The organism is Thalassotalea fonticola, assembly GCF_032911225.1.
Classification (GTDB): Bacteria; Pseudomonadota; Gammaproteobacteria; order Enterobacterales; family Alteromonadaceae; genus Thalassotalea_A; species Thalassotalea_A fonticola.
In genome coordinates this window covers 1,460,736-1,487,237 of the sequence record NZ_CP136600.1, presented here as the reverse complement: position 1 = coordinate 1,487,237, position 26,502 = coordinate 1,460,736, and the positions used below count along the sequence as shown (strand labels likewise).

Genomic DNA, 26,502 nt, shown 5'->3' with positions numbered 1-26,502 from the left:
TAATAGCGACTATACTCATTTATACCAAGTTGACTGATTAATTTGGTATTACAATTTAATTTACAGCATTAATTATGGACAATTCACTATGGAACGGTGGTTGCTGTTATTTTTCATCGGTGCTTGCTGCGCGTTACTGCTTGAGCAGGTACCGCCGTTATATTATCTATTATTTCTGGCATTGTCTTGTTTTTGTGTCGGTATTTTTTCTCGTCTATATAAAAACCTATTGCCCTTGCTCGCTTGGTTTTGTGGGGTTGGCTATATTTTGTTCGCTGCTAATACTCATTATTCATGGGCTGATGAGAACAATATAGATGTTAGTAGCTTACATTTAAACGATATTTTGCTTCAAGGTAAAGTGCAATCCTTAATCGTAGGTAGCAGTGATGAAGTTCGTTTTAATATTGAAATACTATCCATAAATGAGCAACAATTAAAACAGCCATTCTTAGCTCGAATTACGTATCGGAAAGTTGATATCAATCTTTCGCAAGGAGATATTGTACGTTTATTAGTAAAATTAAAACCAGCGCATGGTTTTGCTAACCAAGGCAGTTTTTCGTATCAAAAGTGGTTGTTGAAAAATCATCTTGTTGCATCAGGATATGTGAAAAAATCAGCGCTGAATATGGTGTTATTTAAAGACCCAAGCGTTAGGCAAATATTGTACGATCAATTAAATTCAAACATTGACTCCTCATTAAAATCATTAATTTTAGCCTTGTCATTAGGAGATAAATCTCAAATAGATAAGCCGATATGGCAAGTGTTACAAACTACCGGTACACAGCACTTAATGGCCATTTCTGGCCTACATTTGGGACTCATCGCTGGATTTGGCTTCACATTAATGAAATTGATAATTTGGCTTTTGCCGAAACGACTATTATCGCAGCGTACCTTATATCTATATCCGATGATTATGAGTTTAATCTTCGCTTGTACTTATTCTTATTTGGCTGGGTTTTCAATGCCAACAATTCGAGCTTTAATTATGCTGCTATGGTTTTATGGGCTAAGAATTTGTTGTACGAAAGTGACGATTACTAAATGGTTGTTACTAAGTTTATGCAGCATTATTTTAATTGAACCGTTTGCTATTTTTGATGCCAGTCTGTACTTATCTTTTAGCGCTGTATTGGTTATTTTATTTAGCTTTTGGCGCTGGCGATATTTATTCAAAAATAGATCGAAGTGGCAACGAATTATATTTTCTTTATTGCTGATACAAGTTGCGATCAGTTTATTTTTATTACCTGTGACATTACTGTTGTTCAAAACTGCTTCTATTGTCGCGCCGCTTGCCAATATTATCGTTGTGCCTTGGTTGTCATTCACCGCAATTCCTATTATTTTAATTGCGACGCTTACTTTTCCTCTTTTGCCTTCTTTGGCGTTATGGTTGTTTAAAATCGCCAATTACTGTCTTGAGCTTAGTATGAATTACCTTAACTGGCTTGCTGGATTCGAGTATTCTACGGTTGCATTTTCAATCGTTGCACTAATTATAATTTGCTTAATTCCAATAACAATATTTCTGCAAAGTTTGCATTTAATCAACTCAAAATGGCTGTTTATCTTACTATTTCCTGTTTTGGTTAACCTAACTTTAGTTGAACTAGGGTATCGAACTTGGCAAAAAGGCAATAAATTTTGGCTGATGACGATATTTGATGTTGGCCATGGTTTAGCCGTTTTGATTGAAAAAAATGGCCAAGCCATTTTGTATGATACTGGAGCTGCTTATCCTAGCGGATTTAATTTTGTTGAAGCTGTGATCAAACCGTATTTGCTTACTCACCGAATGCAGCAATTTGACCTAACGATTTTAAGCCACAGTGATAACGACCATGCAGGCGGTTTAGATTATTTACTAAAACATAACTTAGTAAAATCTTTTGCAGTAAATTTTGCTGATTTAAAAAATAATAGCCCTTGTATTGCTGGTAAGTTAATACACTGGCAAGGCTTAACGTTAAAAATGCTATCACCGGTAGATAGAGTAGGGGCGCACAACGATGACTCTTGTGTGATTGAAGTAAGCGATGGCATGCACAAAGTGCTATTACCTGGGGATATATCTAGCAAGGTTGAGCTGCAATTATTACATTCAAAATCAATTTCAAAAGTAGATGTTTTGCTCGCGCCGCACCATGGCTCGAAAAGCTCTTCAAGTTTCAGTTTTTTGCAATTTGTCCAGCCCAAATATGTGGTTTATAGCAGTGGTTTTTTAAACCGTTGGAATATGCCTGTCCCTCAAGTCGTTGGGCGCTACCAACAAATGGGCGCTATTGAGCTCAATACAAGTAAAGCTGGAATGGTACAATTTAACTTTACTAAACAGGGAATAACGTACCAAACCTATAGAGATAATTTGTTACCATTTTGGCCATGGCAATAAGTTTTTCCAAATATTCAGCTATTATAGTTGTATATCAGTGAATTAGCCTTATATATCAGTTAGAATAGAAAGATAATAACTCAAACAAATATGCAACGATTTTGCATTCATAAAGAGATTCATATGCAACAGCAAAATGATGCCAGCACTTGGCAGAATTTTAAACGACTTTTCAGTTACACCAAAGGCTTACGTATTGGTTTAGCTGCAGCTATTGTAGGCATGTTAGGTTATGCTGCTATTGATACTCTAGTCTTTTCTCAGTTGCAGCCATTAATTGATGATGGCTTAACCAATGCGAATCCCAACATTCTAAAATATGCGCCTATTTTTGTTATTGTTGCATTTTTAATTCGTGGCACGTCTCATTTTGTTGCGACTTATTGCCTGGCCTGGATGGGCAACCATGTGGTGATGCGTTTAAGACAAAAATTATTCGAACACATTGTGGCTATGCCAGTACCATTTCATGACAAAGAGTCAACAGGTACCTTAATTTCTAAAATTACCTACGATACTGAACAGCTGTTAAAAGCTATCTCAAAAGCGTTATTAACGTTAATTCGTGAAGGCGCTTTTGTCATTGGATTAATTGGTTTAATGTTTTATAACAGTTGGCAATTATCATCTATTTTTCTACTGATAATTCCTATCGTTGCTGGCATTGTTGTAGTCGTGTCGAAGCGATTTAGAGCGGTAAGTAAGCGCATACAAAAAATGATGGGTATTGTAACCAGTGCAACTGAGCAAACATTTAATGCTCATAAAGTTGTTTTGTCTTTTGGTGGTCAAGAACGCGAATTTGAACGGTTTGCTAAAATAAATAACCAAAACCGTCAGCAACGAATGAAAATGGTTGCGGCCAAATCTACCAGTGTTCCTGTTATTCAAATAATTGCTTCATTTGCCCTTGCCTTTGTTTTATTTGCTGCCAGTAGAGAAGATTTGGTCGGTGAATTGTCGCCTGGAGCATTTACCACCGTAGTCACAAGTATGATCATGATGCTAAGACCGCTTAAGCTATTAACAACTGTAAATAGCGAATTTCAACGAGGTATGGCAGCAGCGCAAAGTATTTTTGAGGTATTAGATCAAAAAGTAGAGCAGGACACTGGCACACTTGAACTTAAGCATGCACATGGAATTATTGAGTTTGACGATGTTACCTTTAATTATCAAGGCAGCGAAAAACCAGCACTTAAAAATGTAAGTTTCAAATTGCAGCCTGGTAAAACTTTAGCTTTGGTAGGTCGCTCTGGCAGCGGTAAATCTACCCTTAGTTCATTGTTGTTACGTTTTTATAATAGTAATCATGGCAAAGTGTTAATCGATGGTGAAAACATTACTGATTACAAACTTAAAGACTTAAGAAGTCAATTTGCGTTTGTTTCGCAACAAGTAGTGCTGTTTAACGATACTGTTGCGAATAATATCGCTTATGGCAACCCCAAAGCGAGTCGCGATGAAATTATAGCTGCAGCAAAAGCCGCACACGTAATGGAATTTGTTGAGAATTTGCCTGAAGGGTTAGACACAAATATTGGTGAAAATGGCTCTATGCTAAGCGGCGGGCAACGCCAACGTTTAGCAATTGCTCGAGCATTGTTATGTGATGCGCCTTTCTTAATTTTAGATGAAGCAACCAGTGCATTAGATACTGAATCTGAACGTCATATTCAAGATGCATTAAATGTTTTACAGAAAAACCGTACCTGTGTTGTGATTGCACATCGTTTGTCTACCATTGAAAATGCTGATTCGATCATAGTAATGGATCAAGGATGCCTACTTGAGCAAGGTAATCATCAGCAGCTGTTAGATAAAAACGGTGCCTATGCTCAACTGCATGCGTTTCAGTTTGGTGAATAGGGGGCTAATTAGTGCGTTTAATTGAACAAGGCTGGTATCAAAATCACCCAATCAAATGGTTATTATTGCCATTTAATATTCTATTTTATTTGCTCTCAACTTTGCGACGTATCCTTTTTAATTTAGGTATTTTAAAGCAACCACATCTTGATATTCCTGTTGTAATCGTCGGAAATATTGGTGTAGGCGGCAATGGAAAAACGCCTGTGGTTGTTTACCTTGTTGAACAATTAAAACAGCGTGGCTTAAAGGTTGGAGTTATTAGCCGAGGTTATGGTGGTGTAAAACGAAAATCACCACTGTTATTAACTGATGAAGTGACTGCTGAAGAAGCCGGTGATGAACCGGTACTTATTTTTAAGCGTTGCCAGGTGCCCGTTGTGGTAAGTGGTGACAGAGTCGCGTCTGTAAATCTTTTAATAAACCAGGGGTGCAACATTGTAATCAGTGATGACGGCTTGCAGCACTATCGTTTAAAACGTGATGTTGAGCTGGTGATTGTTGATGGCAAACGTCGTTTTGGCAATGGTTGGTTATTACCCGCGGGACCATTAAGAGAAGGCTTATGGCGACTGAAGACTGTTGATAAAGTCATTATTAACAGCGGTCTTGCCGATGTTAATGAACAGCACATGTATTTAAAAGGCGATAAACTGATTAACCTGCATGATGGTCGCATTGTATCTGTTGATGATTTTAAAGATCAACATGGCAAAGACAGTGTTGTTAATGCTATGGCTGGAATTGGTAACCCGGAGCGTTTTTTTATAAGCTTGCATGAGCTGGGGTTCAGTCTTGGTCAAAAAATAGCATTTGTTGATCATCACCATTTTTGCGAAACTGATTTTGAACAATTTGGCGCCAATACTGCGCTATTAATGACAGAAAAAGATGCAGTGAAGTGTGCAGGCATAGCGCCACAAAATAGCTGGTATTTACCAGTAGAGGCCTACTTTGATGAAAACCAAGGTGAGCAATTAATTGATTTAATAATAACGAGATGTAAAAACTATGGCTTTTGATAGTAACCTTATTGGCATTCTTGCCTGTCCTGTTTGTAAAGGCAAACTTGATCTTAATAAAGACAAATCTGAATTAATTTGTAAGTTTGACCATTTAGCCTATCCAATTGAAAAAGATATTCCTGTTTTATTGGAAACAGAAGCACGAAAACTGTCTGAAGAAGAGCGTAACTAATGAAATTTACCGTGGTAATACCAGCCCGATTCCAATCTACGAGATTACCGGGGAAAGTGTTAGCTGATATCAATGGCAAACCAATGATCCAATGGGTTGCTGAAAAAGCATTAGCGAGTGGTGCTGATCGAGTTATTATTGCTACTGACAACGATGAAGTTGAAACCGCGGTAAAAGCGTTTTCTGGCGAAGTATGTAAAACAAGAAGCGACCACCAATCAGGTACTGAGCGCTTAGCTGAAGTTGTCGAGCATTATCAATTTGCAGATGATGAAATTATTGTTAATGTACAAGGCGATGAGCCATTTATTCCAAGTGCTAATATTGCCCAAGTTGCAGCCAATTTAGCAGGTCAAGATAAAGCTCGCATGTCGACGTTAGCCGTTAATATCGACTCAGTTGCAGAAGCGTTAAATCCAAACGCGGTTAAAGTGTTATGCGATAAGGATGGTTATGCTCTGTATTTCTCTCGGGCAACCATTCCTTATGATCGAGCGCGCTTTTTAAATAATGATGATATACAGGACGTGGGGGACTTTTACCTGCGTCACATCGGTATTTATGCTTACCGTGCAGGATTCATTAAAGATTATGTAAAATGGCCTACGAGTACTTTAGAAAATATAGAAGCGCTTGAACAACTTCGCGTACTTTGGCAAGGTGAAAAAATTCACGTAGAAGTCGCACAATCAAGGCTGCCTGTAGAAGGTGTGGATACGCCTGAAGATCTGGACAAGGCTCGTCGCTACGCAGCTAGTCTTTAGAAACGAGAAACGAGAAACGAAAAGCTAAGTTTTTATCTAATGTAGCTAAATTGAGTAGGTTTGTTTAAACAAGTTTAAACATAATACAAGGTCGAAAAAGCAAACTTCGGTTCGTTTCTCGAAGAAATTTAACGAAGTATGAGTTTAAATTCTGTTCTCGTTTCTATAAATAAAAAAGGAGCCGTCGGCTCCTTTTTTGTGTTCTAATTTCTTCGATTATCTAATCGATAGAACGTAATAAATCGTTAAGACCAGTTTTACCTAATGTCTTTGCATCAACCTTTTTAACAATAATTGCAGCATAAAGGCTGTATGTACCACACTTAGATGGTAAGTTTCCAGGAACTACTACTGAACCTGCTGGAACACGGCCGTAGTGTACTTCGCCAGTTTCACGATCAAAAATCTTAGTAGATTGACCAATGAATACTCCCATAGAAAGAACACATCCATCTTCAACAATTACACCTTCAACAACTTCAGAACGTGCACCGATGAAACAGTTGTCGCCAATAATTGTTGGGCCAGCTTGTAATGGCTCTAAAACACCACCAATGCCAACGCCCCCTGATAAGTGTACGTTTTTACCAATTTGCGCACATGAGCCAACCGTTGCCCATGTATCAACCATAGTACCTTCATCAATAAATGCACCAATGTTTACAAATGATGGCATTACTACAACGTCTTTACCAATATAGCTGCCAGTACGCACAGAAGCACCAGGAACAACACGAACGCCTTCTTTGGCAAAACGGGTTGTGTCATAGTTTTTGTATTTCATTGGCACTTTATCAAAGAACTTGCCGTTGCCTTCACCGTCTTCAATAACTTCATTTTCTAAAATTCTAAAAGATAATAACACGGCTTTTTTAAGCCACTCATTAACTACCCAGTCACCTTCTACTTTTTCAGCAACACGGGCTTCTCCGGTATTTAATAAGTGCATGGCGGCAAAAACAGAATTTTTAACTTCGTCGCTAACAGTACTTGGCGTAATGTCTGCACGGTTTTCAAATGCTAATTCAATGACTTCTTTTAACGTACTCATGGTTCTTCCTAAAATGTATTATATATATCGTTTGCGCTAAGCTTTATTGGCTTGTATTACAAAGCTTAGATTCTAACTGATTTTGTTCTGTTGATGAAAGAGCTAAATGATCTTTATTAGACACAATAAATACATCTTCCGCTCGCTCACCAAATGTGGTTACCTTTGCCATGTGAACATTAAGTTCACATTGTTGAAAAACATGGCCTATGTCTGCTAATAATCCGGGTCTATCAATTGCAACAATCTCAAATGACGTGACTTTTTTATTGCTATGTTCAATAAAGCTTACTTTTGTTGGAAAGTTAAATTGCTTAAATTTTTTCGGCAATGGTATTTTACAATATTCAACGTTCTCATCCAGGGTAAGGTGCTGAGTTAACGATGTTTTAATGTTGTCAGCTAAATAACTATCTTTTATCGGCTGTCCCTTGCTATCAAGAATAACGAAAGTATTTAAGGTATAACCATCTTTAGAGGTTAATATTTTTGCATCATGAATTGATAGTTTTTTTAAATCTAATAAAGACACAATTTTTGCGAACATATTATTTTTATCTTTGGCATAGACAAAAACTTCAGTGCCTCCCCTATAAGGTTTTTCACTGATAAGAACTAAAGGTGTATTTTTATCATGGCTAATAATGTATCGAGTATGCCATGCAATTTGTTGTGGAGAATAGCGTAAGAAATAATCTGGCTTGAAACTCTTCCACAATGGCTTTATTACTTCTATGCTAATCTCGTCGGCAGTTAATATTTCTATCGCCTTATGCTGGTTCTCACGAATTTTAGTTCTTAACTCTACTGGTTTTTCTAATCCACGTCTAAATGCAGATTTAGTCGCAAAATATAGCTCTTGTAAAAGATTAGCTTTCCAACTATTCCATAAACTTTCATTTGTGGCTCGCATGTCGGCAACGGTTAAACAATATAAATAATCAAGCTGTGCCTCATCACGAACAACTTCAGCAAATGCTTTTATAACATCAGGATCAGAAATGTCTTTTCGTTGCGCTGTTACTGACATGAGCAGGTGTTGCTTTACTAACCAGGATACCAAGCGGGAGTCATGATTAGAAAGTTGATGTAATTTACCAAACTCTAATGCATCTACCGCACCTAACTCACTATGACGCCCACCGCGCCCTTTTGCTATGTCGTGAAATATGCCGGCAAGATAAAGCAACTCGGGTTTTCGAATTTTTTGCATTATTTTGCTACATAATGGAAAATCATGATTATGCTCAGGTAAGCTAAATCGATATAAATTCTTTATTAACCGGTAACTGTGTTCATCAACAGAATAAGCATGAAATAAATCAAATTGCATTTGTCCTACGATGTTTTTCCATTCGGGTAAGTAACTGCCCAAAATATCATGACGATGCATTAAATTAAACGCGCGACCTAAGCCATTTGGGTGTTTGATGAACTCCATAAAAATACGACGACATTCGGCATAATCATTTAAACCACCGATTAACCGGCGGCGAGAATTACGTAATAAGCGAATGGTGTCAGAATGGATGCCTTTAACTTCAGGTGATCTAGCTATCATAAGAAATAACATCATCATCGTTTTAGGACGCATGAATTTACGTTTGTTTTTAACTTTGATCAAATCACCAATTAATGAGAAATGATCGTCAAGTTCTATAATGTTTTCATTATCTTTAGCGCCGAGTATTCCTTGTTTAAAATACTGCAATAACATTTCGTTTAACTCGTTTACCGAGTTAATGATCCTAAAGAAACGTTTCATCATTCGCTCTACAGCGGGTTTGCCATCATCACCAAAACCCATCATATGAGCCACCGCACCTTGATGATCGAACAGCAATCTGTTTTCACTGCGATTAGCGACTAAATGCAAACAAAAGCGCATTCGCCATAAATAGTCCTGGCACTCGTCTAATTCAGAATATTCATTATCGGATAAATATTTATGGGAAACTAATTCTTCCAATGTATCGGCTAAGAAATGGCGCTTGGCAACCCAACTAATGGTTTGTATATCGCGTAAACCACCAGGATTAGCTTTTAAATTTGGCTCAAGAGTAAAAGCGGCGCCTTTATATTGTTGGTGACGCTTTTTTTGTTCATCCCGTTTAGCGACAAAAAATTTGTCTGAAGGCCAAAAATTAGCTTTTTGAAGGTGCGGCTTTAGTTGTTCTTCAAGCTGCGGGTTACCACAAATAAGACGCGACTCTAATAAATTTGTTGCAATGGTAACATCAGCATCTGCCTGCTTCACACACTCTTTAACGCTGCGTACACTGTGCCCTATATCTAAACGGATGTCCCAAAGTTCAGTAATAAATTTACCAATAAACTCTTCGATTTCAGTGCTGATTTTTTCTTGAGTTAAAATTAGAATGTCTACATCAGAGTGAGGGTGTAACTCTCCCCGACCATAACCACCTACAGCTATTAAAGAAATTTGATGCTCATCTAAATGATGTTGACACCAAACTTTCTGTAAAATTTGATCAACAAAATCTGCTCGTGCATGTACAAGTTCGGTTACTTCAATGAATTCGAACGCATCTTTTAGCCATTGATAAAATTGCTCCCCTAACTCGACAAGTTCTGCCGTTGTTAACATGGCTGCTGCGGGGGCTAATTTACTTGTTAAGTGAGTTGGTATTATTGGATTATTTAACAATGTAGATCTTCTTATAACTGTTTTGACTTTAGTTTCTGCAAAAAAAGGCGACCAGTTGTTGGTCGCCTTCATATTTTATTCTAGTTATTCAATATTCTGGTGATATCTTTTTCTTCAGCACGGTGAGTTAATACTTCACAACCCGTTTGGGTAACTAATAATGTGTGCTCCCATTGGGCAGAATTTTTACCATCGCTGGTGTAAGCGGTCCAACCATCATCATGGTCAAGCTTAGTGCCACCCTTGCCTAAGTTAATCATAGGTTCAATGGTAAAGATCATGCCTGCTTGCATTTTACGGTTATCAGCATTTTTATAATGTAATATTTGAGGTTCTTCATGAAATACAGAGCCAATGCCATGACCACAAAAATCTTTAACGATGCCATATCGACCTGATTTTTTAATGTACTTTTGAATAGTGGCGCCAATTTCTGAAAATTTAGCCCCAGGTTTTACTTTACGTATAGAGGCATAAAGACTTTCTTGGGTAATTCTGCATAAACGTCGGTTTTCAGGTGTTACATCGCCTATTAAAAACATTTTTGACGTATCACCATGAAAATATTCTTTATCATCTTCAGGTGTGCCATCAGCATCGAGACAAATTTTACAAGTGATATCAATATTGATGATATCGCCATCTTTTAAGGTTTGCTCTGAAGGAATACCGTGACACACTACGTGATTTACTGACGTACAAATTGATTTAGGAAAACCGCCTTCACCGTTTTGATCTGCACCATAATTTAATGGCGCCGCCAATGCGTTGTTTTCAGAGGTGAACTTCGCACAAATAGCATCAAGTTCATCGGTAGTGATCCCTGCCTTCACAAATGGCTCGATCATCTCTAGAGTACGCGCGGCCAATTTTCCGGCAATGCGCATTTTTTCTATTTCATCCTGAGTTTTTATGGCAATACTCATTGTTTTCCTTTAAAGAGGTTAGGGCGTTTGTTTAAGATACGCCTATTTACTAGTAAATAATTGCGGAAATAATAACTTAGAACGGCAAATAACACAAAAGAAACGAGAAACGAGAGACGAAGAGCAAACACGTGTTTTGCTACCTAATACGAACAACAAGCTAATTATACAAGTAAGCGACTATCATTATAACTTTAAGCTTACTCTGCTCTTCGTTTCTCGTTTCTATTTTTCTCGCCTCTAAAGCACTTTTTCCTTTATTTTTAACCGCAAAAGTGGTATAAAACGCCGCTCACTGAAAAAGTCATTTTTCTTTTAAGTGATAAACGCTAAATTTTTAGCGATATTGCTGCGAAATTGTTCGCACAATTTAATATTAAACTCACATACATTCGGCAAACATATTCCGGGGTGCCTGTTACCAGCTTGATGGTAACGATAGGTCGGAAATATGGAATGTATGAACGCTTAACCCCAGAGGAATTTAAAATGCCAAACGTATCAATGCGCGACATGCTTAAGGCCGGTGTTCACTTCGGTCACAAAACTCGTTACTGGAACCCAAAAATGAAATCATACATTTTTGGTGCTCGTGACAAAGTTCATATCATCAACTTAGAACAAACTGTTCCAATGTTTAACGAAGCGTTAAGCTTTTTAGAAGGTGTTTCTTCTAAAAAAGGTAAAGTTTTATTTGTTGGTACTAAGCGTGCTGCTAGCGATGCAGTTAAAGAAGCTGCACTTAAATCTGATCAATTCTACGTTAACCACAGATGGTTAGGTGGTATGTTGACTAACTGGAAAACTGTTCGTCAATCTATCAAACGTCTTAAAGATCTAGAAAGCCAAAGCCAAGACGGTACTTTTGATGCTCTTACAAAGAAAGAAGCATTAATGCGTACTCGTGAAATGGAAAAGCTTGAAAAAAGCCTTGGTGGTATCAAAAACATGGGCGGTCTTCCTGATGCATTATTCATCATCGATGCTGATCATGAACACATTGCTATCAAAGAAGCTAACAACTTAGGTATCCCTGTAATTTCTGTTGTTGATACAAACTCGAACCCTGACGGCGTAGACTACATTGTTCCTGGTAACGATGATGCTATCCGTGCGGTAAGCTTATACCTAGATACAGCTGCTAACGCTGTAATCGAAGGTCGCGAAACAAACATCGCTGTAGCTGCTGAAAAAGACGGTTTTGTTGAAGCAGAATAATTAAATCTTTCGATTTAATATTTTCTTCTAAAGAGGTTCATTTGAGCCTCTTTCTAATTAATTACAGATATTTAAGGAATTAACTCATGGCAATTACTGCTAAACAAGTTAAAGAACTTCGTGACCGCACTGGCGCGGGCATGATGGATTGTAAAAAAGCTTTACAAGAAACTGATGGCGACATCGAGCTTGCAATTGATAACATGCGTAAGTCTGGTCAAGCTAAAGCTGCTAAAAAGGCTGGTAACATTGCTGCTGAAGGCGCAATCATCATTAAAGAAAACAATGGTGTTGCTGCATTAGTTGAAGTTAACTGTCAAACTGACTTCGTAGCTAAAGATGGTAACTTCTTAGCATTTGCTAATGAAGTAGCTGAATCAGCAGCGAGCGCAAACGTTTCAATCGAAGAGTTACAAGCTCAGTTCGAAGAAAAGCGTATTGCTCTTGTTACTAAGATCGGTGAAAACATCAATGTTCGTCGTGTTGAGTATGTTGCAGGTGCTGCAGCTTCTTATATTCACGGTGGAAATATTGGTGTAGTTGTTGCTGGTGAAGGTGACGCTGAATCATTAAAGCACATTGCGATGCACGTTGCTGCTTCTAACCCTCAATATGTATCAGCAGAAGACGTTCCAGCTGATGTTGTTGAGAAAGAAAAAGTAATTCAAATCGAAATCGCGATGAATGAAGGCAAGCCTGCTGAAATCGCTGAAAAAATGGTTACTGGTCGTATGAAGAAATTTACTGGTGAAATTTCTTTAACTGGCCAACCTTTCATCATGGAACCTAAGCGTTCTGTTGGTGATATTCTTAAAGAAAAAGGTCTTACTGTTTCTTCATTCGTTCGCCTAGAAGTTGGTGAAGGTATTGAGAAAAAAGAAGAAGACTTTGCTGCTGAAGTAGAAGCACAAATCGCTGCTGCCAAGGCTGCTAACTAAGCTATAAAGACTAGTCTTTAAGCTAAAAAGTATCTTTCTTTAAAATTAAAAAGCCCTGTCATGAAAATGACAGGGCTTTTTTAATTCAGGGAATAATTAACTTAGAATTGCCATGGACGGCTTAAATTCTGTTTACTTCATGGATGAGGGAATGCAAACCACCATGGATGGTTTTAGGTTTGTATAGGGAATAATTAACTTAGAATTGCCATGGACAGCTTAAATTCTGTTTAATTCAAGGATGAGTTAACTTAGAATTACCAAGGATGGTTTAAATTCTGTTTAATTCAAGGATGAGTTAACTTAGAATTACCAAGGACGGTTTAAATTCTGTTTTATCAGTAGATAAAAAATTCAATTGGTATTAAAATAGTCCGATTCGATTAGGCATTTGAATTATGGTTATTTTTTAGTCTGATCCCGCATTTATCACAGGATTGTTTATTTTATGAGCGTCAACCCAAAAACAACATATCGTCGTATTTTATTAAAACTTAGTGGTGAAGCCCTGATGGGGGAAGAAGGCTTTGGTATTGATCCTAAAGTGCTTGACCGTATGGCGCAAGAAATAAAAGAATTGATTGAAATGGGCGTGCAAGTTGGCCTTGTTATTGGTGGCGGCAACTTATTCCGTGGAGCAGGGCTTGCTGAAGCTGGGATGAACCGTGTCGTTGGTGACCAAATGGGCATGCTAGCCACCGTTATGAATGGTCTAGCAATGCGTGATGCACTGCACCGTGCTTTTGTAAACGCACGTTTAATGTCTGCAATTGATTTAACTGGTGTTTGTGACAGCTATAACTGGGCAGAAGCGATTAGCTTATTAAAATCAGGTCGTGTGGTAATTTTCTCCGCTGGAACTGGTAATCCTTTCTTTACTACCGATTCTGCTGCATGTTTACGTGGTATCGAAATTGATGCTGATGCTGTATTTAAAGGTACTAAAGTAGATGGTATATATTCTGCTGATCCTGTTACAAACCCTGATGCAGAACTATACTCTCATTTAACCTATGATGAAATTCTGGATAAAGAATTGAAAGTGATGGACTTAGCTGCATTTACTTTGGCTCGCGATCACTCGATGCCAATTCGTGTATTTAATATGAATAAAGAAGGCGCGTTAAAATCTATCATTATGGGTGGTACTGAAGGTACCGTGATTGACCATAGTGAAAATTTTAGTAAATAAGCCGCAATATAATAAAAATTATAGACGGTGAAGCAGAATTTCTGGTTGCTGGCTATAGCAAAAACTTAAAGTAAAAAGGAACTACATTTTGATTAACGAAATTAAACAAGATGCTAAAACCCGTATGGGTAAAAGTATTGAAGCATTAAAAGGCCAATTAAATAAAATCAGAACAGGTCGTGCTCATGCTTCATTATTAGATAATATTACAGTTGAATATTATGGTGTTGATTCGCCATTAAGTCAGGTCGGCAGTGTTTCTACTCCTGATGCTCGTACTATTGCTATTTCAGTGTTTGATAAAACCATGATAGGCGCAGTTGAAAAGGCAATTCTTAAATCTGATTTAGGCTTAAACCCTTCATCGCAAGGTACGTTAATTCGTATACCTTTGCCCCCACTTACTGAAGAACGTCGTCGTGATCTTGTTAAAGTAGTTGGTGGTGAAATTGAAGGTGGTAAAGTTGCTATTCGTAACATTCGCCGTGATGCAAATTCAGACATCAAATCTTTAAACAAAGAGAAAGAAATCAGTGATGATGAGTCACGTCAAGCTGAAGATGAAATTCAAAAAATAACTAACGACTATATTAAGCAAGCAGATGATTTAGCTGCTGCTAAAGAAAAAGAATTAATGGAAATTTAATTTATAAACAATTAAATTATCTAAAGCCGTAACTTTATCTGTTCTGTTGAAGAATATTTACCGATTACGGCCTTTTTATAAAATGGATCTTATGTGACTACTATTGAACATAAAAATAATAGTGAACAAATGACTTTGCCACAGCATGTGGCAATTATCATGGATGGTAACGGGCGCTGGGCTCAACTGCAGGGTAAAGGCCGGGTAGCTGGGCACCGTGCCGGCGTGCAATCTGTACGAGATTGCGTGAGTGGCGCTAGAGAATTAGGTATAAAAGCACTAACACTTTTTGCTTTTAGCAGTGAAAACTGGCTGAGACCACAAGAAGAAGTTAGTGTATTAATGGATTTATTTATGTTTGTTTTAACCCGAGAGGTAAAAAAACTGCATAAAAATAATATCCGTTTTCAAATGATTGGCGATAAATCTCGTTTTTCAGAAAAATTACAACAAAAAATAGTTGATGCAGAGCAGCTAACTAAAAATAATGATGCACTGGTTTTATCTGTTGCCGCTAATTATGGTGGACGATGGGATATTAGCCAAGCAACACAAAAAATTGCTCAACTCGCCGTTAAGGGCGACATCAATGTAGCTGATATTGATGAGCACATGCTTAATCAATATATAAATTTATCGCATTTACCTGATCTTGATTTATTGATCAGAACCGGTGGAGATTATCGAATAAGTAACTTCTTGCTTTGGCAAGCGGCTTATAGCGAATTTTTCTTTACTGATAGGTTATGGCCCGACTTTAACAAGGAAGCGTTTAAAGGCGCACTGGCATCATTCTCAAATAGAGAACGACGCTTTGGAAAAACCGGTGAACAGGTAAAAGCACAATAATAGTAATTAAATCAATGTTCTTTACTAACGTAGTGTTAGTAGTTTGCTTAAATTACTATCAGATTAAAAGGATTCACGTTTGTTAAAACAACGTATTTTAACGGCTTTAATATTAGTTCCGTTAGCCATTGCCGCAATCTTCTTTTTGTCATTGCCAAACTTGGCAGCTGCCTTACTCGTGGTGTTAGCCATTGGCGCTTGGGAGTGGGGCCCGTTAATGGGCTTTGATACTAAAGCCCGTAGAACTGCTTTTGTCAGTGCTGTTGTGTTATGTATTATAGGCTTATGGACTGTTATTCCTGTCCAGGAATTGTGGACATTAGATGGCCGTATTAATCCGCTAGCGCTTAACGTTCTGTATGTTTCAGCCGCTTGGTGGTTAGTTACCATCTTTATGATCTTTAAATACCCACGTTATTCTTCTTTTTGGACCTCCCACCGCAGCATTCGCGGCTTATTTGGCATATTAACTCTTGCCCCTACTTGGTTAGCATTCTTAATCCTCAGATCAAATGGTCACCTTCTAGACGAATTTCACGGCACCTATTTATTATTATTGTTATTCGCCTTTGTTTGGAGTGCCGATATAGGTGCTTACTTTGCCGGCAAACGATTTGGCAAAAACAAATTGATGCCAAATGTTAGTCCTGGTAAAACTATTGAAGGGGTTCTTGGTGGCAACATTGCTGCGGCCCTCGTCGCGGTAGTTACTGGACTTATCTATTCTTGGTCTAGCCAGCAAATTATTCTGGCTATTGCCTTAGCTCTGGTGATTAGTATTGTATCGGTTGTTGGTGATTTAACTGAAAGCATGTTAAAGCGACAAGCTGGGGTTAAAGACAGCGGTTCTATACTACCTGGACACGGCGGAATATTAGATCGGATTGACAGTTTAACGGCAACTGCACCAGTATTTGCGTTATGTTTTGTTTTATTTGGCTGGTAGGCAATTATTAACATGCAAAACTTATGTGTGCTGGGCGCTACCGGCTCAATTGGCCTTAGCACTTTAGATGTTGTTCGAAGACATCCTGATAAATATAACGTAGTTAGCCTTAGCGCTAATACTCGTGTTGCAGAAATGTATGCGTTATCTGTTGAGTTCAAGCCTGAAACTGTTGTTATGGTTGATGAAATTGCAGCCCAACAATTAAAACTCAGATTATTGCAAGATGATATACATGATATTGAAGTATTAACTGGTCATAATGCTCTGTCTGATCTTGCCAGCAGCGCTAGTATCGATGTGGTTATGGCTGCAATTGTTGGTGCTAGCGGACTATTGCCAACATTAGCTGCGGTTAAAGCCGACAAAAAAGTTCTGCTTGCCAATAAAGAAGCTCTGGTCACCTCTGGTCAGATATTCATTGATGCCTTAAAAAACTCTAACGCTCAGTTGTTGCCAATAGATAGCGAACACAATGCAATCTTCCAATGTTTACCAATAAATATTCAAAACGATATGGGGATGGCCGATATTGCTGACTCTGGCATTAGTAAAATTTTACTTACTGGTTCAGGTGGACCATTTAGAACACTGCCCCTTGAAGAATTTGCTGAGATTACCCCACAACAGGCGTGTGCTCACCCTAATTGGGATATGGGTCGAAAAATATCAGTTGATTCAGCCACTATGATGAACAAAGGTTTGGAATTTATAGAAGCTAAATGGTTATTCAACCTTGAACCCGATGATATTCAAGTTGTTTTACACCCGCAAAGTACCATTCATTCTATGGTGCAGTACAAAGATGGTAGTGTGCTTGCTCAAATGGGCAATCCAGATATGCGCACTCCTATTGCTCATGCGTTAGCATTTCCGCAAAGAATTGAATCAGGTGTTGAGGCGTTCGATTTTTTTAATTGTAAAAACTTTGAATTTGCTCAAGCGGACTTCGAGCGTTACCCAAATTTAGAACTTGCAATAACGGCATGTAAAGCAGGGCAAAGTGCATGCACGGCATTAAATGCGGCCAATGAAGTTGCTGTTGCCGCTTTTTTAAATACCGATATTGCTTTTATTGATATTGCTAAAGTAAATAAAGCGGTGATGAATAAATTTGTTAATATCAATATACAAACAATTGATGATGTCGTTCACTTAGACAGTAAAGCTCGAGAAGCTGCAGATCAACAAGTGTTGAACATTAAGGAAAATAACTAGCATGTTTGAGTTTTTATGGAACTTAGGTTCATTTATCGTTGCCTTAGGTTTATTAGTGACAGTACATGAGTATGGACATTTTTGGGTGGCACGAAAATGTGGTGTACGAGTTGAAAAATTCTCAATCGGTTTTGGTAAAACATTATGGCGAAAATTTGATAAGCAAGGCACAGAGTATGTTATTGCCTTAATACCACTTGGCGGCTATGTCAAAATGCTTGATGAAAGAGTCGATGATGTAAGCGAGCATGACAAACAGTACGCCTTTAATCAAAAAAGTGTTTTACAACGCATTGCTATTGTTGCAGCTGGACCAATTGCTAACTTTTTATTTGCTATCGTAGCTTTTTATTTAATGTTTTTAATAGGGATGACAACATTAAAGCCTATTATTGGTGATATTACTCAAGGTTCTATTGCCGAGCAGGGTGAGGTTAAAGCTAGTACGCAAATAATGGCAATTAATGGCCAAAAGACCCAAGACTGGCAAGCTGTGAACATGGCTCTTATTGGCCGAATTGGTGACGATGAAATAAATATTTCAACTCGTGATTTAGATTCTACTTATGTTAGTAATCAAAAGCTTAATACATCTGATTGGCAATTTGAACCCAGTAAAACATCGGCCATGCAAAGTCTTGGTATCGAACCATTTTTACCTAAAACATCAACAATAGTGGCTTTGCTTGCTAAGGGTGAAGCGGGTGAAAAATCAGGCCTTATTGTTGGTGATGAAATTATCTCGGCAAATGACGTTGATTTGTATGGTAATTGGCAGGCTTTTGTTGATATTATTCAACAAAATTCGAACAGTTTGGTTACTCTTAAACTAATTCGAAATGGTGATCTTGAAAAAATTGATATGTTGGTGGGAACTCGTCAGCATACTGATGGTCGTAATGTTGGGTACATTGGTGTTTCACCAAAAGTTGACCCTTGGCCAGAGAGTCATAAACTGGAAATCTCATATGGCCCAATTGCGGCCATGGGGAAAGCTGTAGACAGTACATGGAGTTTAATTGTCTTAAGTTTTGACATGATAGGTAAGTTAATTACCGGGCATGTAAGTGTAGATAATTTGAGCGGACCTATTTCTATAGCTCAAGGAGCAGGAAGTAGCGCAGGCATTGGGCTTGTTTACTTTTTAAGCTTTTTAGCCTTAATTAGCATTAATTTGGGCATAATTAATCTTTTACCACTACCAATACTTGATGGTGGCCACTTACTTTATTATGTTATAGAGCTTTTAACAGGGAAGCCTGTACCAGAAAAAATACAAGAAGTTGGATTTAAAATTGGAGCACTGATTTTATTATCGCTAATGAGCATAGCAATCATTAACGATTTTTCCCGGCTCTAAAATAAGCAACAACACTTTTGATTGTTGCAAAAAATATTAGAAAAGTTGACTAACCACATGATAATAAAAAAACTTGCCTTAGCAGTGTTATTAGGCAGCATCGGGGGCAATGCGCAAGCAGCCGATGAGTTTGTAGTAGATGATATTCAAATAAAAGGTCTTCAACGTGTGGCACTGGGTGCTGCATTGACTCACATCCCTATTAGCGTGGGTGATGAATTGACTGATTTTCGAATTTCCCAATCGATAAAGTCGTTATATGCATCGGGTCATTTTCATAACATCAAAGTGTTTCGTGATGGCAATAAAATAGTTTTCCGTGTTAAAGAGCGCGAAACCATCAGTGATATTACCTTTGAAGGTAACGATGATATTAAAGACGATCAGTTACAAGAAAGTCTTGATGGCAGTAATATCCGTGTTGGTGAAACACTCGATCGTTCGGTTCTAACTGGCATCGAGTCAGGCTTAGAAGATTTTTACCATGGTGTTGGTAAATATAATGCACAAGTAAACACTAAAATTACTCACTTACCTCGTAACCGAATTAACCTTACTTTTGAGTTTGAAGAGGGTGATGCCGCAGCTATTGAGCAGATCAATATCGTAGGTAATGAAACTTTTAGTGATGCGCAATTATTAGATAAAATAGAATTGACCTTTGATTCGCCATGGTGGGATTTTATGGCGCAAGATCGTTACCAAAAACAAACCCTGCAAGGGGATATGGAAACGATTGAGAGCTATTATCTTGACCGTGGTTACTTAAGATATAATGTTGATTCTACACAAGTGTCAATGACGCCTAATAAAGAAGGCGTATATATCACTATGAACGTGACTGAAGGTGTGCAATACACGGTCAGTGAAGTTGAATTTATTGGTGATATGGCCGGTTATGAAAAAACCATTGAAGCAATTTCTCCTCTTCGAACCGAAGAGCTTTATAATGGTGCAGAGGTCACTTACACCGAAGATTTAATTAGTAAGTTTTTGGGACGCTTTGGTTATGCTTACCCGAAAGTAAAAACTATTCCTGAGATTAACGATGAAGACAAAACCGTTAAGCTTATTGTTTCTGTTGATCCGGGCAAGCGTGTTTATGTAAATCGCTTAAACTTTGCTGGTAATGATGTTACTTCCGAAGAAGTTTTACGCCGCGAAATGCGCCAAATGGAAGGTGCTTGGTTATCAAATAACTGGTTAGAAGCGTCTAAAATGCGTGTTCAACGTTTACCATATTTTGAAACCGTAGAGTTTGAAACAACTCAGCTGCCAGGCGAAGAAGATCTTGTTGATGTTGACTTTACTGTTAAAGAGCAACCTTCAGGCTCGTTTACTGCAGGTGTAGGTTATGGCTCTTATTCAGGCTTAAGCTTAAATGCAGGTATTCAACAGAATAACTTTTTAGGTACTGGTAACCGTTTAGCTTTTCAAGTGAACACAATGAAGTATTCACAAAGTGCTAATTTATCTTACACCAATCCATATTTTACTATCGATGCTATCTCGCTCGGCGGTAATATTTTCTACAGTGAATTTGACGCCGGTAAAGCAAACTTAGTTAACTATAATAATACTACCTATGGTGTTGGTATTAACATGGGCTTTCCAATTAACGAATACGTTCGTTTAAATTTAGGTATTGGCTATAAAAATTCTGATATTTCAAATTTACAAACCTATGAACAAATTAAAGCGTTTTACGAAGTATTTAAAGATCCGAACGATCCGGATAAAAAATTAAACTTCGAAACTTATGACATTAATGCAACTTTATCTAGAGTTACATTAAACCGTGGTACTTTCCCTACTGCTGGTTCATCGCAATCACTTTCGGGCAAAATCACAACGCCAGAGTCGTCAGACGTACAGTTCTTCAAACTTAAGTATGATTCTAAGTATTACTTCCCGTTATCACGAGATCATAAATGGACTGTGTTAGCTCGATTTGAAGCTGGTTATGGTAATGGTTACGGAGATATTCGTGGTAATGATCAGTTATTGCCATTTTGGGAAAACTTTAGAGCAGGTGGCTCTGATACCTTACGTGGCTTTGAAAACAATACCGTAGGTCCACGAGCAATTTATCGCTACCCAAGTCAAAGCCCTGGCATTCCAGGTGATAACCCTGAAGTAAGTCCTCCAGATCAAGATGCGATTGTCGTTTCTGACCGATCTGTTGGTGGTAATGCTGTTATGATTGGTGGTCTTGAGTTAATTGTACCAACGCCATTTTTAGACGAAAGTTATACAAACAGCGTTCGAACAAGTTTTTTTGTTGATGCCGGTAATGTGTGGGATACTGAGTTCAGTCGTTCAGATTACTCAGCACTAAACCCAATCGAGTATGACAAAATAGAAGACTACTCTGATCCGATGCGTATTCGTACCTCGGCAGGTTTATCTATTCAATGGCTGTCACCTATGGGGCCTATGGTATTTAACTTTGCCAAACGTCTTGAAAGTGAAGATGGCGATGATACCGAATTCTTTAGTTTTAATATTGGTAAAACATTCTAGAGCTATTTTTTACAAAAATAATAAAGGCGGATAAACGCCTCATAATAAAGATTTTAAATTAGGAGATAAAATTGAAAACATTAATTAAATCAGTTGCTTTTACAGCTGCAGCAGCGAGCATGTTATTTGCAGGTACTTCATTAGCGGCGGATCAAAAAATTGCCACAGTAAACGTACAACAGGTTATCGGTCAATTACCGCAAATGGCAGCTGTTCAGCAAACAATCACTGCTGAATTTAAAGAGCAAATTGATGCCCTTAAAAAAATGGAAGGCGACATCAAGTATAAAATTGAAAAGCGTCAACGTGATGAAGCAATTTTAAGTAAAAAAGAAATTGAAGCTTTAGAAGCTGAAATCACTACTTTACGCCAAGACTATGCTGGTAAAGCCCAACCTTTACAACAAGCTCTAAAACGTCGTGAACAAGAAGAGCAACAAAAAATCTTACTTTTAGTTAAAGATGCAGTAGATTCTGTTGCTGAGAAAGAAGGTTATGATCTTGTTATTCAACAATCTGCAGTAGCATTTTCTAAGCCAGATTATGATATTTCAACTAAAGTTGCAGAACAAGCATCAAAAACTAAGTAATAGTTATTATGATCACATTAGGTGAGTTGGCTGAAAAATTAGGTGGTGTGGTAAAAGGTGATGACAATTGTCAAATTTCATCTCTATCTACATTGACTGATGCAGAAAGTGGGCAAATAGCATTTTTAGCGAATGCAAAATATCGTCCATATCTAGAAACAACGAAAGCAAGTGCTGTAATTGTTTCTGAGGCTAATGCTAAATATTGCCAAACCAATGCGCTAGTTCTTGCTAACCCTTACTTGGGCTTTGCTTTGGTTGCGCAGTTACTTGATACCACGCCAAAAGCGGCAAACGATATTGCTGCAAGTGCGGTGATCTCAGCTGATGCAACTGTAGGCGAAGGTGTTTGTATCGGCGCCAATGCGGTTATTGAAAGCGGCGTAACTCTAGGTGATAACGTTATAATTGGCGCCAATTGTTTTGTTGGTAAAGATGCAATTATAAAAAATGGCAGTCAACTATGGTCAAATGTCAGTATTTATCATCGTGTTGAAATTGGTCGAGACTGTTTAATTCAGGCGAATACCGTAATAGGTAGTGATGGTTTTGGTTATGCAAATGATCAAGGCAACTGGGTTAAAATTCCTCAACTAGGCGCTGTTATTATCGGCGATAATGTAGAAATTGGTGCATGTACTACAATTGATCGTGGCGCTTTGGAAAATACCATTATTGAGTCAAATGTTATTATTGATAACCAAGTGCAAATAGCCCATAACGTCAAGTTAGGCGCAGGGACAGCAATAGCTGGTTGTACCGTTATTGCTGGTAGTACAACAATTGGCCAAAACTGTACCATTGCTGGTTTAGTTGCTATTAACGGTCATATCAGTGTTGCCGATGGTAGTGTGTTAACCGGTATGACTATGGTAACTAAGTCGATTAAAGAAGCTGGTATATACTCTTCCGGTATGCCATCTTTGCCAAATAAAGAATGGCGGAAAAATGCATCTAGATATAAGCATTTAGATGACATGTATAAAAAAATGGCAGAACTTGAAAAAGCCATTACAGATCTAAAAAATAAATAAAAGTAATCGTGTAAATTTAACATAGACTACTTAACTATGAGCGCAATGCGCTCATCGTTCATTTAAAGGAAATAGCTTTGGACAACACTAAGAACGTAATCACTGTTGAAGAAATTCAAACATTAATCCCACATCGTTATCCATTTTTATTAATTGATCGCGTACTTGATTTTGTACCCAGTAAATCTATCCATGCGATAAAAAATGTATCAGTTAACGAACCTGTATTTCAAGGCCATTTTCCGGACTTTAAAATTTTCCCTGGAGTTATGATCCTAGAGGCTATGGCACAAGCAGGTGGAGTCTTAGGGTTTAAGTCCGTTGAAGGTAAAGATGGCGAAATGTTTTTATACGCTTCTGTAGATAATGCCAGATTTAAAAGCCCTGTAACGCCAGGCGATACTATGCACATACATGTTGAGCTTGTTAAGGAGCGTCGTGGTATGTGGAAGTTTGCGGCACGTGCAGAAGTCGACGGCAAAGTTGTTTGTACAGCCGATTTAATGTGTGCGAGAAAAGGTGTATAACAGCGTGATCCATCCTCAAGCGATAATTGAACCCGGTGCCAAATTAGGCAAAAATGTCCAAGTAGGTCCGTGGACCTATATCGGTAACGATGTAGAAATTGGTGATGATTGTATTATCCATTCCCATGTAGTGATAAAAGGCACTAGTAAAATAGGGTCTGGTAATCATATCTTTCAGTATTCATCTATAGGGGAAGATTGCCAAGACAAGAAATATGCTGGTGAAGCCACTCGTTTAGAGATTGGCAACAATAACGTTTTTCGTGAAAATTGCACGATTCATCGCGGTACAATACAAGATGAATCAGTAACTATTATTGGCGATGATAATCTGTTTATGGCTGGCGCACATGTTGCCCATGACTGCGTTATTGGCAGCCACGGTATATTCGCTAACCAAGTATGTTTAGCCGGTCATTGTCATGTTGGCGATTGGGTTATTTTTGGTGGTATGTCTGGTGCGCATCAATTTAGCCATGTTGGCTCTCACTGTTTCGTAGGTGGTGGAGGTATTGTAATTAAAGATATTCCTCCATATGTGATGGTTGCGGGCCACCCTGCATCAGTCTTTGGTTTAAACAGCGAAGGTTTAAAGCGTCGAGGTTTTGATAAAGATGTTATTTTGCAAGTGAAAAGAGCTTATAAAGAAGTATATCGCAAGAATAAAACTATTAAGGAAGCAACCGAGGCCTTGGCCGAGTCGGTTAGCAATTGCCAAGAAGTTAAAGACTTTGTCGATTTTATCAACAACTCTAGCCGTGGCATTATTCGCTAGGGATACCGTCAGGGATGCCCTTGAATAAACAAGCACCTACTTTTGCAATTATAGTTGGCGAGCACTCAGGAGATACTCTTGGGGCAGGCTTAATTAGCGAATTAAAAAAACATTACCCTAATGCCAAATTTGTTGGCATTGGCGGCCCGAAAATGCTCAAGCAAGGCTTTGATAGCTTATTTGCTATGGAAGAGCTTGCCGTTATGGGCATTGTTGAAGTCCTCGGCCGGTTACGACGCCTGTTGCATATCAGAAAGTCTATTGTTAATTATTTCAGTGAACATAAACCTGATGTTTTTATTGGTATTGACGCTCCCGATTTTAATTTAACCGTTGAACAACGATTAAAAACTCAAGGTATTAAAACCGTGCATTATGTCAGCCCATCGGTATGGGCGTGGCGAGAAAAACGCATATTTAAAATAGATAAAGCCACCGATATGGTGTTGTCGTTATTACCTTTTGAAAAAGAATTTTACGACAGGCACAATGTTGCCTGCACCTTTGTTGGCCATCCATTGGCCGATGATATACCAATGCACTCCGATAAACTTGCAGCCAGAGAAAAACTTGGTTTAGCTAATGATGCAAAGTATTTAGCCATAATGCCTGGTTCGCGCGGGAGCGAATTATCTATTTTATTACCCGACTTTTTGGCCACCGCAAAAATCATCAAACGCCAGCATGCTGATTTGCAACTTATTGCCCCGGTGATCAATGACATTCGAGAACAGCAATTTAAGCAAATTCAACAAGAGCATGCGCCTGAATTAGACATTAAAATAATCACTAATGATACGCAAACCGTAATGGCAAGTGCCGATTGTTTATTAACGGCTTCTGGTACCGTAACTTTAGAAGCCGCTTTAGTTAAAAGACCTATGGTGGTTGCCTATAAGTTTAATTGGTTAACAGCAATCATTGGCCGTATTATGGTGAAGATAAAATGGTTTTCATTGCCTAATTTACTCGCCAATAAAACGTTGATCCCAGAGTTATTACAAGAGCAAGTTACTCCCGAAAATTTAGCTAACCATGTTGAACCGCTACTTTATCAGGACCAAAGTCAGTTGCATGACGAATTTGTTGCTATTCATAATGTATTAAAACAAAATGCCAGTGAAAAAGCAGCTAGCGCTGTGATGCAATTATTAAAGTAAAATAAAAATGATAAAAGGCTAAAAGCCGGAGTAATAACAGAATGAGTGATGATTTTATAAGGCCTCAGGCAAATTTTATTGCCGGTGTCGATGAAGTAGGCAGAGGGCCACTTGTAGGTGCAGTTGTTACTGCCGCTGTTATATTAGATCCTAATAATCCAATTGCAGGCTTGACCGACTCAAAAAAACTTTCAGACAAAAAACGTCAAGCGTTAGCTATCGAAATTAAAGAAAAAGCGCTTGCCTGGTGTTTAGGCCGCAGTGAACCCGAAGAAATTGATCAAATTAATATCTTGCAGGCAACAATGGTTGCAATGCAGCGTGCAGTGTCTGGCCTTAAAGTTTCTGCCGATTATGTATTAGTTGATGGTAACCGCTGTCCTGATTTTGGTTTGCCGTGTCAAGCCGTGGTGAAAGGTGATTTAAAGGTAGCAGAGATCAGTGCTGCTTCAATTATTGCTAAAGTTGCCCGTGATGATGAAATGCTAGCATTAGATAAACAATATCCAGAATATGGTTTTGCCAGTCATAAAGGTTACCCAACGAAAGCCCATTTTGAAAAAATAACAGAACATGGGGTGCTTAGTTGTTATCGTAAAAGTTTTAAACCCGTCGCTAAGATAATTACTGAGCGTGGAATTAGATAA

The 26,502-nt window shown here is 38.2% G+C and carries 23 protein-coding genes; 20 read left to right on the top strand and 3 right to left on the bottom strand.

All coding sequences use genetic code 11. The features are described from left to right. Positions 1-88 precede the first annotated feature (88 nt). The 5 genes from RI844_RS06100 to kdsB all read left to right on the top strand — a co-directional run bounded on the left by RI844_RS06100 (position 89) and on the right by kdsB (position 6,234). On the top strand, positions 89-2,404 hold the full coding sequence (locus RI844_RS06100; protein ID WP_348397556.1) for a DNA internalization-related competence protein ComEC/Rec2: 2,316 nt from the start codon (positions 89-91) through the stop codon (positions 2,402-2,404). Positions 2,405-2,527: 123 nt separating this feature from the next. Next, positions 2,528-4,273, top strand: coding sequence for a lipid A export permease/ATP-binding protein MsbA (msbA, locus tag RI844_RS06095; RefSeq protein ID WP_348397555.1), 1,746 nt, complete (start codon positions 2,528-2,530; stop codon positions 4,271-4,273). An 11-nt stretch (positions 4,274-4,284) separates the two neighbouring features. Then, a complete protein-coding gene (lpxK, locus tag RI844_RS06090; protein ID WP_348397554.1) occupies positions 4,285-5,295 on the top strand; it encodes a tetraacyldisaccharide 4'-kinase in 1,011 nt (336 codons plus the stop codon). Continuing rightward, the gene (locus RI844_RS06085) at positions 5,285-5,470 is read left to right on the top strand and encodes a Trm112 family protein (protein WP_348397553.1); all 186 of its coding nucleotides are present in this window, start codon (positions 5,285-5,287) and stop codon (positions 5,468-5,470) included. Before lpxK ends, RI844_RS06085 begins: the two co-directional genes overlap by 11 nt. Then, entirely contained in the window at positions 5,470-6,234 is a 765-nt protein-coding gene (gene kdsB / locus RI844_RS06080) for a 3-deoxy-manno-octulosonate cytidylyltransferase (RefSeq protein WP_348397552.1), read from the top strand. Before RI844_RS06085 ends, kdsB begins: the two co-directional genes overlap by 1 nt. 220 nt (positions 6,235-6,454) lie before the next feature. On the opposite strand, the gene dapD is transcribed toward kdsB, so the two are convergent. The 3 genes from dapD to map form a co-directional block, all read right to left on the bottom strand. Continuing rightward, positions 6,455-7,285, bottom strand: coding sequence for a 2,3,4,5-tetrahydropyridine-2,6-dicarboxylate N-succinyltransferase (dapD, locus tag RI844_RS06075; protein WP_348397551.1), 831 nt, complete (start codon positions 7,283-7,285; stop codon positions 6,455-6,457). 43 nt (positions 7,286-7,328) lie between these two features. After that, positions 7,329-9,953: a [protein-PII] uridylyltransferase gene (gene glnD, locus RI844_RS06070; RefSeq protein WP_348397550.1), complete on the bottom strand. Its 2,625-nt coding sequence runs from the start codon at positions 9,951-9,953 to the stop codon at positions 7,329-7,331. An 80-nt stretch (positions 9,954-10,033) separates the two neighbouring features. Beyond that, on the bottom strand, positions 10,034-10,879 hold the full coding sequence (gene map, locus RI844_RS06065; RefSeq protein WP_348397549.1) for a type I methionyl aminopeptidase: 846 nt from the start codon (positions 10,877-10,879) through the stop codon (positions 10,034-10,036). 489 nt (positions 10,880-11,368) lie between these two features. On the opposite strand from map, the gene rpsB reads away from it, so the two are divergent. From rpsB to rnhB, 15 genes are all read left to right on the top strand, one after another. After that, the gene (gene rpsB / locus RI844_RS06060) at positions 11,369-12,097 is read left to right on the top strand and encodes a 30S ribosomal protein S2 (RefSeq protein ID WP_348397548.1); all 729 of its coding nucleotides are present in this window, start codon (positions 11,369-11,371) and stop codon (positions 12,095-12,097) included. Between the two features lie 86 nt (positions 12,098-12,183). After that, the gene (gene tsf / locus RI844_RS06055) at positions 12,184-13,035 is read left to right on the top strand and encodes a translation elongation factor Ts (RefSeq protein ID WP_348397547.1); all 852 of its coding nucleotides are present in this window, start codon (positions 12,184-12,186) and stop codon (positions 13,033-13,035) included. Positions 13,036-13,483: 448 nt separating this feature from the next. Beyond that, on the top strand, positions 13,484-14,227 hold the full coding sequence (gene pyrH / locus RI844_RS06050; RefSeq protein ID WP_348397546.1) for a UMP kinase: 744 nt from the start codon (positions 13,484-13,486) through the stop codon (positions 14,225-14,227). Positions 14,228-14,315: 88 nt separating this feature from the next. Then, complete coding sequence (frr, locus tag RI844_RS06045) at positions 14,316-14,873, top strand: ribosome recycling factor (RefSeq protein ID WP_348397545.1); 558 nt, start codon at positions 14,316-14,318, stop codon at positions 14,871-14,873. Between the two features lie 129 nt (positions 14,874-15,002). Further along, positions 15,003-15,722 (top strand): polyprenyl diphosphate synthase, encoded by a 720-nt coding sequence (gene uppS, locus RI844_RS06040; RefSeq protein WP_405054477.1) that lies wholly within the window; start codon positions 15,003-15,005, stop codon positions 15,720-15,722. Positions 15,723-15,801: 79 nt separating this feature from the next. Beyond that, a complete protein-coding gene (locus RI844_RS06035; RefSeq protein WP_348397543.1) occupies positions 15,802-16,668 on the top strand; it encodes a phosphatidate cytidylyltransferase in 867 nt (288 codons plus the stop codon). Between the two features lie 12 nt (positions 16,669-16,680). After that, positions 16,681-17,886, top strand: coding sequence for a 1-deoxy-D-xylulose-5-phosphate reductoisomerase (ispC, locus tag RI844_RS06030; RefSeq protein ID WP_348397542.1), 1,206 nt, complete (start codon positions 16,681-16,683; stop codon positions 17,884-17,886). Between the two features lies 1 nt (position 17,887). After that, the gene (gene rseP / locus RI844_RS06025) at positions 17,888-19,246 is read left to right on the top strand and encodes a sigma E protease regulator RseP (protein ID WP_348397541.1); all 1,359 of its coding nucleotides are present in this window, start codon (positions 17,888-17,890) and stop codon (positions 19,244-19,246) included. Positions 19,247-19,303: 57 nt separating this feature from the next. Beyond that, positions 19,304-21,769 (top strand): outer membrane protein assembly factor BamA, encoded by a 2,466-nt coding sequence (bamA, locus tag RI844_RS06020; protein ID WP_348397540.1) that lies wholly within the window; start codon positions 19,304-19,306, stop codon positions 21,767-21,769. A 71-nt stretch (positions 21,770-21,840) separates the two neighbouring features. Beyond that, the gene (locus RI844_RS06015) at positions 21,841-22,359 is read left to right on the top strand and encodes an OmpH family outer membrane protein (RefSeq protein WP_348397539.1); all 519 of its coding nucleotides are present in this window, start codon (positions 21,841-21,843) and stop codon (positions 22,357-22,359) included. A gap of 8 nt (positions 22,360-22,367) precedes the next feature. Beyond that, complete coding sequence (gene lpxD / locus RI844_RS06010; protein ID WP_405054462.1) at positions 22,368-23,393, top strand: UDP-3-O-(3-hydroxymyristoyl)glucosamine N-acyltransferase; 1,026 nt, start codon at positions 22,368-22,370, stop codon at positions 23,391-23,393. A 77-nt stretch (positions 23,394-23,470) separates the two neighbouring features. Then, positions 23,471-23,920 (top strand): 3-hydroxyacyl-ACP dehydratase FabZ, encoded by a 450-nt coding sequence (gene fabZ, locus RI844_RS06005; RefSeq protein ID WP_348397538.1) that lies wholly within the window; start codon positions 23,471-23,473, stop codon positions 23,918-23,920. Between the two features lie 4 nt (positions 23,921-23,924). Continuing rightward, complete coding sequence (gene lpxA / locus RI844_RS06000; RefSeq protein WP_348397537.1) at positions 23,925-24,695, top strand: acyl-ACP--UDP-N-acetylglucosamine O-acyltransferase; 771 nt, start codon at positions 23,925-23,927, stop codon at positions 24,693-24,695. Between the two features lie 20 nt (positions 24,696-24,715). Then, a complete protein-coding gene (gene lpxB, locus RI844_RS05995; protein ID WP_348397536.1) occupies positions 24,716-25,855 on the top strand; it encodes a lipid-A-disaccharide synthase in 1,140 nt (379 codons plus the stop codon). A gap of 41 nt (positions 25,856-25,896) precedes the next feature. Beyond that, a complete protein-coding gene (gene rnhB, locus RI844_RS05990) occupies positions 25,897-26,502 on the top strand; it encodes a ribonuclease HII (RefSeq protein ID WP_348397535.1) in 606 nt (201 codons plus the stop codon).

What these genes read in the sequence shown, in the direction of transcription:
- rpsB (WP_348397548.1), top strand. Translation starts at nt 11,369, where the DNA reads ATGCCAAACGTATCAATGCGCGACATGCTTAAGGCCGGTGTTCACTTC.
- map (WP_348397549.1), bottom strand. Translation starts at nt 10,879, where the DNA reads ATGAGTATTGCCATAAAAACTCAGGATGAAATAGAAAAAATGCGCATT.
- RI844_RS06100 (WP_348397556.1), top strand. Translation starts at nt 89, where the DNA reads ATGGAACGGTGGTTGCTGTTATTTTTCATCGGTGCTTGCTGCGCGTTA.
- bamA (WP_348397540.1), top strand. Translation starts at nt 19,304, where the DNA reads ATGATAATAAAAAAACTTGCCTTAGCAGTGTTATTAGGCAGCATCGGG.
- rseP (WP_348397541.1), top strand. Translation starts at nt 17,888, where the DNA reads ATGTTTGAGTTTTTATGGAACTTAGGTTCATTTATCGTTGCCTTAGGT.
- rnhB (WP_348397535.1), top strand. Translation starts at nt 25,897, where the DNA reads ATGAGTGATGATTTTATAAGGCCTCAGGCAAATTTTATTGCCGGTGTC.
- lpxD (WP_405054462.1), top strand. Translation starts at nt 22,368, where the DNA reads ATGATCACATTAGGTGAGTTGGCTGAAAAATTAGGTGGTGTGGTAAAA.
- dapD (WP_348397551.1), bottom strand. Translation starts at nt 7,285, where the DNA reads ATGAGTACGTTAAAAGAAGTCATTGAATTAGCATTTGAAAACCGTGCA.
- RI844_RS06085 (WP_348397553.1), top strand. Translation starts at nt 5,285, where the DNA reads ATGGCTTTTGATAGTAACCTTATTGGCATTCTTGCCTGTCCTGTTTGT.
- msbA (WP_348397555.1), top strand. Translation starts at nt 2,528, where the DNA reads ATGCAACAGCAAAATGATGCCAGCACTTGGCAGAATTTTAAACGACTT.
- uppS (WP_405054477.1), top strand. Translation starts at nt 15,003, where the DNA reads ATGACTTTGCCACAGCATGTGGCAATTATCATGGATGGTAACGGGCGC.
- kdsB (WP_348397552.1), top strand. Translation starts at nt 5,470, where the DNA reads ATGAAATTTACCGTGGTAATACCAGCCCGATTCCAATCTACGAGATTA.
- tsf (WP_348397547.1), top strand. Translation starts at nt 12,184, where the DNA reads ATGGCAATTACTGCTAAACAAGTTAAAGAACTTCGTGACCGCACTGGC.
- ispC (WP_348397542.1), top strand. Translation starts at nt 16,681, where the DNA reads ATGCAAAACTTATGTGTGCTGGGCGCTACCGGCTCAATTGGCCTTAGC.
- pyrH (WP_348397546.1), top strand. Translation starts at nt 13,484, where the DNA reads ATGAGCGTCAACCCAAAAACAACATATCGTCGTATTTTATTAAAACTT.